The sequence below is a fragment of the Blastococcus sp. PRF04-17 genome (assembly GCF_023016265.1).
Lineage (GTDB): Bacteria > Actinomycetota > Actinomycetes > Mycobacteriales > Geodermatophilaceae > Blastococcus_B.
The window spans coordinates 4,192,499-4,204,782 of record NZ_CP095412.1 but is presented as its reverse complement, the minus strand read 5'-3'; the positions used below and the strand labels follow the sequence as shown (position 1 = coordinate 4,204,782).

Genomic DNA, 12,284 nt, shown 5'->3' with positions numbered 1-12,284 from the left:
GGTGCCTGCTCGGCGGCTCGCTGTTCGGCCGCCCGGGTGACCCGGACACTCTACGTGGGGGCGGTTGAGGCCCCTTCCGGCGTGAGAAGCTGGTCCCGACACGATCGACGGAGATCGAACAAGGACCTCGCCGACCCGGAGGAACCGTGTCCTATCTCCTGCGCCTGGTGGTTCCGGACCGCCCGGGCATCCTGGGCGCCGTCGCCACGGCGCTCGGTGACGCCGACGTCGACATCGTCTCCCTGGACGTGCTCGAGCGGGGCAACGGCGTCGCGGTGGACGACATCGTGGTGGACCTGCCCCGCGACCGGCTGCCGGACACCCTGATCACCGCGGCCCAGGCGGTGCCGGGCGTGACCGTGGAGTCGCTGCGGCCCTTCGCCGGCCCGCTCGACACCCACCGCGAACTCGAGCTGCTGGAGTCGCTGGCGCGCGCGGGCGAGGGCGCGGCCGTCAAGCTGCTCGCCGCCGAGCTGCCCCGGGTGTTCCACAGTGGCTGGGCGGTGCTGCTCACCTGCGGTGCGGGTTCCTACGACGTGGTCGCCGCGTCGGACGCCGCACCTGACCTCGAGGGTGTCGAGCTGCCGTGGATGCCGTTGACCGGCCCCCTCCTGCTGCCCAGCGAGGCGGCATGGCTGCCGCCGCGGTGGCGGGACATGGCCATCGAGATGATGGCCGCGCCCTACGGCGGCGACGCCTGCGCCGTCGTGCTGGGGCGTTCGGGCGGGCCGCCGTTCCGCCGTTCGGAGCTGATGCGGCTGGTGCACCTCACCGGGATCGCGTCGACGGTGGTCGAGCTGCCCCCCGCGTGACGCTCATGCGGAGCCGTCGCCGATCGTGGCCACCTCGCGGGCGGCGTCAGGCCCCTCGTCCAGGAGCACCTGGAGACCGTCGTCGTCCAGGATCGGCGCCCTGACCTGCACGGCCTTGTCGTACTTGCTGCCGGGGTCGGCGCCGACGACGACGAAGCCGGTCTTCTTCGACACCGAACCGGTCACCTTGCCGCCGCGCTCCTGGATGGCCGCCGTCGCCTGGTCGCGGCTGTAGTCGCGCAGCGATCCGGTGACCACGACGGTCACGCCGGTGAGGGGACCGGGGCCGGCTTGCTCGCCCGCGTCGGCCATGCGGACACCGGCCTGCCGCCACTTCTCCACCACCTCGCGGTGCCAGTCGACGGCGAACCACTCGCGGATCGAGCGGGCGATCGTCGGACCGACACCGTCGGCCGCCGCGAGTTCCTCCTCCGAGGCGCCGACGATCCGGTCGAGCGACCGGAAGTCGCGGGCGAGGGCCTGGGCCGCCGTCGGGCCGACGTGCCGGATCGACAGCGCGACCAGGACCCGCCAGAGGGGCACGTCCTTGCGGGTCCGGAGATTGGCGAGCAGCTTCGCGCCGTTGGCGGAGAGGGCGCCGTCCTTCCTCGTGAAGAACGGCGCGCGTGCCAGCCGCTCCTCGTCGAGGAAGAAGAGGTCGCCCTCGTCCTGGAGGAGGCCGGAGGTCAGCAGGGCGACGGCGGCCTCGTAGCCGAGGTTCTCGATGTCGAAGGCGCCCCGGCCCGCGACGTGGAAGACCCGCTCCCGCAGCTGGGCGGGGCAGGACCGGGCGTTCGGGCACCGGATGTCGGCGTCGCCCTCCTTCTCCGGTCGCAGCTCCGTGCCGCACTCGGGGCAGTGGCTGGGCATGACGAACTCGCGCTCGTCGCCGGTCCGCGCCGCCACCACCGGCCCGAGGACCTCGGGGATCACGTCGCCGGCCTTGCGGATGACCACCGTGTCGCCGATCAGGACGCCCTTGCGCTTGACCTCGCCGGCGTTGTGCAGCGTCGCCAGCTGGACCGTGGAGCCGGCGACCTTCACCGGCTCCATGTAGGCGAACGGCGTGACGCGGCCGGTGCGGCCGACGTTGACCCTGATGTCGAGCAACGTCGTCGTCGCTTCCTCCGGTGGGTACTTGAACGCGATGGCCCATCGGGGAGCGCGCGAGGTCGAGCCGAGCCGCCGCTGCAGGGCGACCTGGTCGACCTTGACGACGACGCCGTCGATCTCGTGCTCCACCGAGTGCCGCTGCTCGCGATAGCGCTCGATGTAGGCCCACACGCCCTCGAGGTCGCCGGCCACCTCGTAGCGCTCGCTGGTGGGCAGGCCGAGTTCGCGGAGCCGGCCGTAGGCCTGCGACTGGCGCTCGGGCTGCCAGCCGTCGTGGGCGCCGAGGCCGTGCACGATCATGCGCAGCGGCCGGGAGGCCGTGACCCGGGCGTCCTTCTGCCGCAGCGACCCGGCTGCGGCGTTGCGCGGATTGGCGAAGGGCGCCTTGCCCTGCTCGACCATCGCGGCGTTGAGGTCGGCGAAGGCGGCCACCGGGAAGTAGATCTCACCGCGCACCTCGAGCCGGTCCGGGACGTCGTCACCGGAGAGCTGGTGCGGGATGTCGCGCATCGTGAGGACGTTGGCGGTGACGTCCTCGCCGGTGACGCCGTCGCCACGGGTGGCCGCACGGACCAGCCGGCCCTTCTCGTACAGCAGCGCGACGGCCAGCCCGTCGATCTTCAGCTCGCACAGGTAGCTCGACCCGGTGCCGACCTCGCGCTCGACGCGCTGCGCCCACGCCGACAACTCGTCGCCGGAGAACGCGTTGTCGAGGCTCTGCATGCGCTCGAGGTGCTGGACCGGCGCGAAGGTGGCGGTGAAGCCGCCGTTGACCTTCTGGCTCGGGGAGTCGGGCGTGACCAGTGCCGGGTGCGCGGCCTCGATGGCCTTGAGCTCGGCCATGAGCTCGTCGTACTGGCCGTCGCTGACCAGCGGCTCGTCGCGGACGTAGTAGGCCAACGCGTACCGGTCGAGCTCCTCGGACAGGTCGCGGTGCCGGGTGCGCGCGTCGTCGGGGACCTCGGTGACGTCCTCCCGGTCGGTCGCCGCCGCGACCGCCGGCGCGTCCAGCTCCGCGTCAGTGCTCACGGGCAGACGTTATCCGCCGGGTACGACACCGAACCCGCGTTCCCCCGGCCGGTGGACCGGTCAGTACGGCGGCGGACACGTCGACGCCGCCACGCCTGTCGGCGTCGACACCGTGAGGACGCCGTCCGGCGACATGTCGTAGGACCAGCCTGGCGCCTGGTGCTTTCCGCGATGGTGCCCCGTGCAGAAGCCCGTGAGGTTGCCGGCGGCCGTCGGTCCGTCGGGCCACGAGAGATGGTGGTCGAGTTCGCCGCCGAGCGGCACCCGCCGACGGCAACCCGGGAACCGGCAGCGCCGGTCACGAGCCCGGAGAAACCGGTCGAGCGCGACACCGGGTCGGTAGGTCGACGACGGGCCCGGTGGTCCGAGTCCCGGGCGGTCCCTCAGGTCGTGGGTGCATGCGACCGCCCCCCGGCGACATCGGGACCGCCCGCACGTGCCGGCCTCGCGGAGACCTCGAGCGTCGGACAGGGCGAGCAGCACACCGGTGAGCGCGTCCGTCACGGCGATCCTCGGCCTGTCGACCAGCCCTCCCCCGCCAGTCGACTCGAGGAGGTGGCCGAGCTGGGCCCGTCGTTCCTCGGTGACGCGCGCGAGCGCGGCGAGGGCGTCGGCCGCTGGACCCGGTCGACCGGCTGATGACTGCTGCCATTCCTCCTCGTCTGCTTGGTCGGCGCTCTCCGCCATGCGGACTGCACTGCGTGCCCGCCCCAGCTGCCGCTCGAGGTCGAGCAGTGTCGCGCCGGCCTCCTCGACCGCCTGGTCAGCGGCGGTCCACCACCCGGGCGACGGCTCCTCCTCCCCCTCCGGCTCCGGCCCCGGCGGCGGTCCGGGGGTAGACCATCGGGCCTCGAGCGCCCACCACCGTTCGAGTTCGTCGAGTGGCGGTTCGTCCTCCCCGCGCCAGTCGCCGTCCAGCGCCCGCGCCTCGACGTCGGCCCACCAGATCTCCAGCGCTCGCTGCTGCGCCTCGTCCAGGACGTCGTCCTCCTGGTGATGCGTGCCGGGCGCGAGGGACACGTCGGGCGCGTCGTCCGGTGCCGGCACGTCGGGCAGCAGACCCAGCGCACGCGCGAGCGCCCGCACCATCTCGGCCGGGACCGGCTGACCGCCGATCTCTCCCGGCTGCTCCCCGCCGACCATCGTGGCCACTGGCGCCACGACCGTGAGCCGCGCCTGGACTGGCGCCAGGTCGTTCTCCCCGGGGCGCAGGACGAGATCCATCAGGCAGTCGAGCATCTTCTGCCCACGGCTGCGGGGTGGCCCCTCGTCGTCGAGCGCGTCGGCGTACCGACCGAGGGCGTCGAGCACCGCGTCCGCCTCGGGCACGGTCATCAGCGCCGAGAGCACGGCCATCCCGTCCGTCCGGTCCGGGCGCGCGAACACCCCACGCCGACGGAGAGCCGACTCCAGGTCCCGCGCGGCGGCACGGAGATCCCGCGCGAGCAGTTCGCGGGCGATCTTGTCGCTCAGCTGCGCCGGCGTGGTGACCTCCCGGCGCCTCATCCAGCGGAGGAGGTCCCGCTCGAGCACGGCGCGTACGCGCGGGTCCGCCACAGGAGCGACCTTGTCGAGGAGCGACCAAAGATGCCCGGCGTGCAGCACGCCGCTCTCCAGGGCGTCGAGGGTCCGCGGCAACCGGTGCACCAGGGTCAGCGAGCGGGTGAGGAGTTCGTCGGCCGCCTTCTGGCTGATCGACAGCGCCACAACCAGTTCCTGCGCCGCCCATTCGCTGACGTCCGCCATGGCAGCGGCACGGGCTGCACGCCGGTCGGGACTCATGGAACCGGGCCGGCCGGGCGGCCGGTCAGCGGAAGCTGGCCGGGTGGCGGCGAATTCCGCGACGGCCCGCGCGCGGATGGCGGTCTGGCGGGCGATCTCCCTGTCCGCTGCCTGGACCGCCCGCAGCGGCCCCGCCGCCCACCCCACGGTGGGGGCCTGCGCTTCGACGTCGTCCATGTGTTCGATCATATGTTCGACAACCGACAGAACCGTGAGTTACGCGGTCACTCTGGTTGCAGGAACTTGGCCGCCTCACGGACATGGGCCATGGACGCGCGCGCGTAGCCGGGAGTGGCCCCCGCGAGCCCGCAGGCCGGTGTCAACGTGACGGCCGGAGTCAGGCCGTCCGCCGGGAACCCGAGCTCCCGCCACCAGGCCTGCACGCGGGACGCCGTCGACTTCGGCGTGCCGAGGGTGGTGTCCGTGCCGGGGATCACCCCCGGGAACAGGTGGGTGCCCGCCTCGACCGCGCTGCCCACGGTGTCGAGGTCCTGGACCAGCCCGAGGTCGAAGGAGAGGGCCGCGGCGCCGGCGGCGCGGAAGAGCGCCAGCGGCGCCCGCGGCGCGCAGCAGTGCACCACGACGGGCGGCGTGACGGCATCGATCAGGGCGCCGAGCTCCTGCTCCACCACCGTCGCCTCGACCGCCGGGAGCTTGCCGAAGCCGCTGACGGTCGGCAGACCGCCCTGGAGGACGGCGGGCACCGACGGCTCGTCCAGCTGGACGACGACCTGGGCGCCGGGGACGCGCGCGGCGACGGCCGAGACGTGGGCGCTGATGCCCTCGGCGAGCGACTGGGCCAGGTCGCGCCGCGCGCCGGGGTCGACCACCGCCCGGTCACCGCGGGTGCGCTCGAGTCCGGCTGCGAGGGTCCAGGGACCGGCCGCCTGCACCTTGAGCGGACCGGTCCACCGTTCGGCGACGTCGTGGAGCGCGTCGAGGTCGCGGGCGAGGAACTCCCGCGCCCGCCGCTGGTCGACCCCGGACCGCGGCACCAGCCGCCACCCGGCCGGCGTCAGGTCGACGGCGAGGTCCACGAGCAGGGCGGCGGTGCGGCCGATCATGTCCGCCCCCGCACCTCGGCCGGGCAGCTCGGGCAGGTGCGCGAAGTCCGGCAGCTCGCCGACGACGAGGCGCATCGCCTCGGCCGGGTCGATCCCGGGCAGTGACCCGACGCCGGAGGCCGGCCCCCACGGCGTGGGGTTCACGTGGGCAGCCGGACGGCTGCCTGCCCGAGCACCCGGTCGCCGAGGGAGGCGTCGGGCTCGTAGAGCACCGCGGACTGCCCCGGCGCCACTCCGCGCTGCTCGTCCGCGAGCCGGATCCGCAGTCCGCCGTCGTCGGCCACGTCCACCTCGCAGGCGACCGGCGCCGCGTGCGCCCGCAGCTGCACCTCGGCACGGAACGGGAAGGCCGGTGCGGCGCCGGACCAGGTCGGCATGCCGGTCAGGACCTCGGAGACACCGGCCAGGTCGCGGGTGCCGATGGTGACCGTCCGCGAGACCGGCTCGATCCCCAGGACGTACCGCGGGCGCTGGTCGCCGATCGTGAGCCCGAGCCCCTTGCGCTGCCCGACGGTGAAGCCGTACGTCCCGTCGTGCTCCCCCACCGTCGTCCCCGTCGCCGCGTCGACCACTGGACCGGGCCGGCTGCCGAGCCGGCGAGCCAGGAATCCGCGGGTGTCGCCGTCGGGGATGAAGCAGATGTCGTGGGAGTCGGGCTTGGCTGCGACGGCGAACCCGCGCTCGGCCGCGAGCTGCCGCACCCGCTCCTTGGTCATCGAGCCGAGCGGGAACATCGCGGCCGACAACTGGTCGCCGGTCAGCACGCCCAGCACGTACGACTGGTCCTTGGCGGCGTCGACCGAGCGCCGGAGCACACCGTCGGTCAGCCGCGCGTGGTGGCCCGTGACGACGGCGTCGAAGCCCAGTGCCCGCGCCCTGTCGAGCACGGCCGAGAACTTGATCTTCTCGTTGCAGCGCAGGCACGGGTTGGGCGTGCGGCCCGCCGCGTACTCGGCGACGAAGTCCTCGACGACGTCCTCGGTGAATCGCTCGGCGAGGTCCCAGACGTAGAACGGGATGCCCAGCTCGTCGGCGACCCGACGGGCGTCGTGCGCGTCCTCGACGCTGCAGCACCCCCGCGAGCCACTACGCATCACCTGCCGGTCGGGCGACAGCGCCAGGTGCACACCCGTGACGTCGTGCCCGGCGTCCACGGCCAGGGCCGCGGCCACCGCCGAGTCCACGCCGCCGCTCATCGCGGCCAGGACCCTCACCGGACGCCCAGCCCGGCCCGCCGGGCCCGTTCCACGACGGGGCCGATCACCTCGAGGACGGCGTCCACGTCGTGGTCGGTCGACGTGTGCCCGAGGCTGAACCGCAGGGAGCTGCGCGCCCGCTCCGGATCCGCGCCGGTGGCGAGCAGGACGTGACTGGGCCGCGCGACCCCCGCGCTGCAGGCCGACCCGGTCGAGCACTCGATCCCCCGGGCGTCCAGCAGCATGAGCAGCGCGTCGCCCTCGGCGCCGGGGAACGACAGGTGGGCGTTGCCGGGGAGCCGGCCCGGTCCCGTCGGCACGCGGTCGTCCAGCGGCGCGCCGTTGAGCTGCGCGTCCGGCACCTGGGCGACGACGCCGTCCACCAGCCGCCGGCGCAGGGCGGCCAGCCGTCCGGCTCGCTCCTCACGGGTGTCCACCGCCGCGACCGTCGCGACGGCCAGCCCCACGATCGCGGCCACGTCCAGCGTGCCCGACCGGACGTCGCGCTCCTGCCCGCCGCCGTGCAGCAGAGGGGTGCACTCGGCGTCGCGGCGCAGCAGCAGGACGCCGGCGCCCATCGGCCCGCCGAGCTTGTGGCCGGTCATGGTCAGCGCGTCGACACCCGAGGCGCCGAAGTCGACCGGCACCTGGCCGACCGCCTGCACCGCGTCGGTGTGCAGCGGCACGCCGGCCGCGCGCGCGACGGCGGCCAGGGCGGGGATGTCGCTGACCGTCCCGATCTCGTTGTTCGCCCACATGACGCTCGCGACCGCGACGTCCGACCCGTCGCCGACCGCTTCGGCGAAGGCGTCGGGCAGCACCCGACCGGTGGGCTCCACCGGCAGCCAGGTCACGTCGGCCCCGTCGTGCTTGGCCAGCCACTCGACGCTGTCGAGCACGGCGTGGTGCTCGGCCGGGCTGACCACGATCCGGCGCTTGCGCGAGTCGGCCCGCCGGCGGGCCCAGAACAGCCCCTTGACCGCCAGGTTGTCGCTCTCGGTGCCGCCGCCGGTGAACAGCACCTCCGACGGCCGGGCGCCGACGGCCTCGGCGAGCCGTTCCCGGGACTGCTCGGCGGCCCTGCGGGCCGCGCGACCGCTGGCGTGCAGCGACGAGGCGTTGCCCACCCGCCCGAGCTGCTCGGTCATGGCCGCCAGCACCTCGGGGAGCACCGGCGTGGTGGCCGCGTGATCCAAGTAGGTCACGCCCTACCTCCGCGCATCACGTCGCCAGGGTAGACGCGGGCTCGGGGGCGGCCGGGGCCGCGGCCGGGGCGCCTGCCCGCGGCGCCAGCAGGGAGCCGAGGACGGCGAGTGCGGTGAGGACGGCGACCGCGACGAGGACCGCGCTCGACAGCGCCAGCAGCCCGGCGGCGGTCGCGGCGATCAGCACTCCGACGACGCCGACGCAGAGCGCGGAGCCCGTGACGTCGGCGATCTGGAACGCGGCGGAGTCGGCACCGCGCCGGTGCTCGGGTGACTGGTCGAGCAGCAGCACCCCGACGCTCGGCATCCCCAGCCCCATCCCCAGGCCGGCGACGGCCCAGCTGAGGTAGGCGGGCCACCCGCCGACTCCGGGCACCGCGACGACGGCCGTCGCCGCGAGTCCGACGGCGAGCAGGACGAAGCCGGCGCGGAGCATGACCACCCGCGGCACGCCCGGCCGCCGCCCCTGCAGCTGCGAGGCGGTCGCCCAGCCGAGCGCCCCGGCGGTGAGCGGGATGCCGGCGGTGGTCGGGCTGTACCCGTGCAGCTGGGTGAGGGCCAGGGGGAGGAGGGCGTCCATGCCGAAGAACGCACCCGCCAGCAGGCCGCGCGCACCGACGACGGCCGGCAGGCCCGGGCGGGCGCGCACCGTGCCGGCGGGCAGCAGGTGCCGCAGGCCGGTCACCAGCGCGGCGACCCCGGCGGCGGCCACGGCGATCGCGAGGAGGTCCAGCCGCTGCCCGGCGTACTGCAGCGCCCCGATGCCCAGACCGGCGAGCAGTGCCCACCACCGACGGGCGGGCTGCGGCGCGGCCGCCTCCCGGGGCACGCCGAGACCGTGGATGGCGGGCAGCACGAGGGCCAGACCGACCCCGATGAGCGGCAGCAGTCCGAGGAAGACCAGCCGCCAGGTGAGGTGCGTGGTGATCAGGCCGGCGACCAGCGGCCCGATCAGCGCCGGCAGCACCCACGCGGCCGAGATGGCACCGAAGAGCTTCGGCCGCAGCGCCGGCTCGTAGGCCTGCCCGGCGACGACGTAGAGCGACACGGCGATGGCGCCACCGCCGATGCCCTGCACGGCCCGCGCGGCGACGAAGAGGCTCATGTGCGCGGCGACGCCGGCGACGAGCAGTCCGACGGAGAAGACGCCGACGCCGAACAGCAACGCCACCCGGGGGCCGCGACGGTCGCCGGTCTCGCCGCCGACCACCATGCCGATCACCGAGGCGACGAGGAAGGCGCTGAAGGGCCAGCCGTACCAGGCGAGGCCGTCGAGCTCGGTCACCGCCGTCGGCATCGCCGTGGCGACCGCCATCGACTCGAAGGCCACGAACGTGACCAGCATGAGCAGCCCGGCGGTGGTCAGGCGGTGCGCCCGGTCGAAGACCGACCTCCGCCCGCTCTGCCCCACGTCCTCGCCCAACAGCGCGGCTGTGCCGGGGCTTCCCGGCACAGCCCCGCGTTGCTACTTGCGGGCGGTGATCTGCTCGGTGGCGACGGGGACGACGGTGTTCAGGTCGCCGACGACGCCGAAGTCGGCGAGTTCGAAGATCGGCGCCTCGGGGTCCTTGTTGATCGCGACGATGGTCTTCGAGGTCTGCATGCCGGCGCGGTGCTGGATGGCTCCGGAGATGCCCACGGCGACGTAGAGCTGCGGGGAGACGGTCTTGCCGGTCTGCCCGACCTGGAAGGTGTGCGGGTAGAAGCCGGAGTCCACCGCGGCCCGCGAGGCCCCCACGGCCGCGCCCAGGGAGTCGGCTAGGGCCTCGATGATCGCGAAGTTCTCCGCGCTGGCCACCCCGCGCCCGCCGGAGACCACGATCGAGGCCTCGGTCAGCTCCGGGCGGCTGCTCTTCTGCTCGACCACGCGGTCGGTGACCCGGGCGGCCTTGGCCGCCTCGGAGACCGACACCTGCACCTGCTGCTCGGCGCCCGCGGCCGGCGCGGGCTCGGGGGTGACCGAGTTGCCCCGCAGCGTGTAGATCGGCGTACCGGTCGTGACCTGGGAGTGCACGATCGTCTGCCCGGCGAACGCCACCTGGGTGGCGGTGCCGTCGGGCGCGATCTCGGTGACGTCGGTCAGGAAGCCGCTGCCGGTCTTGATCGCCAGCCGGCCGGCGATCTCCTTGCCCTCCGGAGAGGACGGGATCACCACCGCCGCCGGCGACTTCTCGGCCACCAGCTGCGCCAGCACCTCGGCCTTGGGCGCCACCAGGTACTCATCGACCTCGGGAGCCTCGGCCACGTACACCGTGTCCGCGCCGTACTCGGCCAGCTGCTCCCGCACACTCGCGGCGGCGCCGGGGGCACCGAGGACGACGGCCGAGGGCTCACCGAGCGCACGGGCGGCCGTCAGGGCCTCGAGCGTGGTCTTGCGCACGCCACCGCCGGCCGGGTTGAGCTCGGCCAGGACCAGGACCTCTGCCATCTCAGGGTTCTCCTTCTCGCTTCGATCCGGGTCAGACGATCTTCTGGGCGGCGAGGAACTCGACGAACTTCTGGGCGCCGTCGCCCTCGTCGGTGACCTTCACGCCCTCGCCCTTGGGCGGGCGGCCGGCGAAGTCCAGCACCCGGCTGGTGGCATTGGCCAGGCCCACGCTCGAGGGGTCCAGGCCCAGGTCGGCCAGCGACCTGGTCTCGACCGGCTTCTTCTTCGCCGCCATGATCCCCTTGAACGAGGGGTAGCGCGGCTCGTTGATCGTGTCCCAGGTCGACACGATCGCCGGCAGCGGCGCCTCCACCGCCCAGTAGCCGCCGTCGGTCTGCCGCTCGATCCTGGCCATGCCGCCCTCGATCGTGAGCTTGCGGGCGCCCGACAGCTGCGGGATCCCGAGGCGCTCGGCCAGCAGCGCCGGCATCACCGACAGCTGCGCGTCGGTCGCCTCCGCGCCGCAGAGGATCAGGTCGTACTCCAGCTGCTGCAGCGCCGCGGCGATCACCGCCGAGGTCTGCACGGCGCAGGAGCCGTGGATCGCGTCGTCCACCACGTGCACGGCCTTGTCCGCACCCATCGACAGCGCCTTGCGGATCGCGTCGGTCGCCGACTCGGGGCCCACGGTCAGGACGGTGACCTCACCACCCTCGCGGTCGCGGACCAGCAGCGCCTCCTCGATGGCGTACTCGTCCATCTCGTTGATCACGTTGTCCGCCGAAGCGCGGGCGACGGTGTTGTCCGACGGATCCAGCTTCCGCTCACTGCCCGAGTCCGGGACCTGCTTCACAAGAACGACGATGTTCATCGCGCTGACCTTCCTCAGGACGCGTTCAGGATGCGGGCACGCCGGCCCGCCTGGCTCCGATCATGGAGGTTACCGGCCAGTAACGCGGAGGCCCGTCCTGGGGCGGGTGACGAGCGTCACCTCGTCGTCGGCCACTCCCCCGTCGCGGCGAATGCCCGCAGCGTGCGGGCGTGCGGCCTCAGGTCGAGCCCCTGGGCGGCCACCCACTCGTCGGAGTAGTAGGTGTGCGCGTAGCGCTCGCCGCCGTCGCACAGCAGGGTGACCACGCTCCCCCGGCGCCCGGCCGCCAGCATCTCGGCGATGAGACCGAAGGCCCCCCACAGGTTGGTGCCGGTCGAGCCGCCCGCCCGGCGACCGGTCACCCGTTCCAGCTCACGCATCGCGGCGAGCGAGGCGGCATCGGGGACGCCGATCATCCGGTCGACGATCGTCGGCACGAACGACGGCTCGACCCGTGGCCGGCCGATGCCCTCGATGCGGGAGGGCGCGCCCGTCGTGGTCCCGAGGTCACCGGAGACGTAGGCCGGCAGGAACGCGGAGTTCTCGGGGTCGACGACGGCCAGCCGGGTGGGATGCCGCCGGTAGCGCAGGTAGCGCCCGATCGTGGCGCTCGTCCCGCCGGTGCCGGCGCCGACCACGATCCACTCCGGCAGCGGGTGCCGCTCCAGGGCCAGCTGCTCGAAGATCGACTCGGCGATGTTGTTGTTGCCCCGCCAGTCGGTGGCTCGCTCGGCGAAGGTGAACTGGTCGAGATAGTGGCCGCCGCAGTCGGCGGCCAGCCGGCGGGCCTCCTCGTACATGTCCGGCGCCCGCTGCACGAGTGGCAGCGGCCGCCGTGGAACTC

At 73.9% G+C, this 12,284-nt stretch carries 10 protein-coding genes; 1 reads left to right on the top strand and 9 read right to left on the bottom strand.

All coding sequences use genetic code 11. The features are described from left to right. Positions 1 to 146 precede the first annotated feature (146 nt). Positions 147 to 812, top strand: a complete 666-nt coding sequence (locus MVA48_RS21350; protein ID WP_246983384.1) for an ACT domain-containing protein — start codon at positions 147 to 149, stop codon at positions 810 to 812. 3 nt (positions 813 to 815) lie between these two features. Here the strand turns inward: MVA48_RS21350 and ligA are convergent, their stop codons facing one another. The 9 genes from ligA to MVA48_RS23845 form a co-directional block, all read right to left on the bottom strand. Further along, positions 816 to 2,954 carry an NAD-dependent DNA ligase LigA gene (gene ligA / locus MVA48_RS21345; protein WP_246983381.1) on the bottom strand — a complete coding sequence of 713 codons (2,139 nt, stop codon included), beginning with the start codon at positions 2,952 to 2,954 and terminating at the stop codon, positions 816 to 818. Positions 2,955 to 3,014: 60 nt separating this feature from the next. Continuing rightward, the gene (locus tag MVA48_RS21340; protein WP_246983380.1) at positions 3,015 to 4,913 is read right to left on the bottom strand and encodes an HNH endonuclease signature motif containing protein; all 1,899 of its coding nucleotides are present in this window, start codon (positions 4,911 to 4,913) and stop codon (positions 3,015 to 3,017) included. Between the two features lie 47 nt (positions 4,914 to 4,960). Next, the gene (locus MVA48_RS21335; RefSeq protein ID WP_246983377.1) at positions 4,961 to 5,944 is read right to left on the bottom strand and encodes a methionine synthase; all 984 of its coding nucleotides are present in this window, start codon (positions 5,942 to 5,944) and stop codon (positions 4,961 to 4,963) included. After that, complete coding sequence (mnmA, locus tag MVA48_RS21330) at positions 5,941 to 7,014, bottom strand: tRNA 2-thiouridine(34) synthase MnmA (protein ID WP_256461104.1); 1,074 nt, start codon at positions 7,012 to 7,014, stop codon at positions 5,941 to 5,943. The genes MVA48_RS21335 and mnmA overlap by 4 nt, the downstream gene beginning before the upstream one ends. After that, positions 7,011 to 8,201: a cysteine desulfurase family protein gene (locus tag MVA48_RS21325; protein ID WP_246983373.1), complete on the bottom strand. Its 1,191-nt coding sequence runs from the start codon at positions 8,199 to 8,201 to the stop codon at positions 7,011 to 7,013. Before MVA48_RS21325 ends, mnmA begins: the two co-directional genes overlap by 4 nt. A 16-nt stretch (positions 8,202 to 8,217) precedes the next feature. Beyond that, entirely contained in the window at positions 8,218 to 9,624 is a 1,407-nt protein-coding gene (locus MVA48_RS21320; protein WP_246983371.1) for an MFS transporter, read from the bottom strand. Positions 9,625 to 9,666: 42 nt separating this feature from the next. Beyond that, positions 9,667 to 10,629 (bottom strand): electron transfer flavoprotein subunit alpha/FixB family protein, encoded by a 963-nt coding sequence (locus MVA48_RS21315; protein WP_246983369.1) that lies wholly within the window; start codon positions 10,627 to 10,629, stop codon positions 9,667 to 9,669. 31 nt (positions 10,630 to 10,660) lie between these two features. After that, positions 10,661 to 11,440 carry an electron transfer flavoprotein subunit beta/FixA family protein gene (locus MVA48_RS21310; RefSeq protein ID WP_246983359.1) on the bottom strand — a complete coding sequence of 260 codons (780 nt, stop codon included), beginning with the start codon at positions 11,438 to 11,440 and terminating at the stop codon, positions 10,661 to 10,663. A gap of 116 nt (positions 11,441 to 11,556) precedes the next feature. Beyond that, positions 11,557 to 12,258 carry a PLP-dependent cysteine synthase family protein gene (locus tag MVA48_RS23845; protein WP_305852273.1) on the bottom strand — a complete coding sequence of 234 codons (702 nt, stop codon included), beginning with the start codon at positions 12,256 to 12,258 and terminating at the stop codon, positions 11,557 to 11,559. Positions 12,259 to 12,284 lie beyond the last annotated feature (26 nt).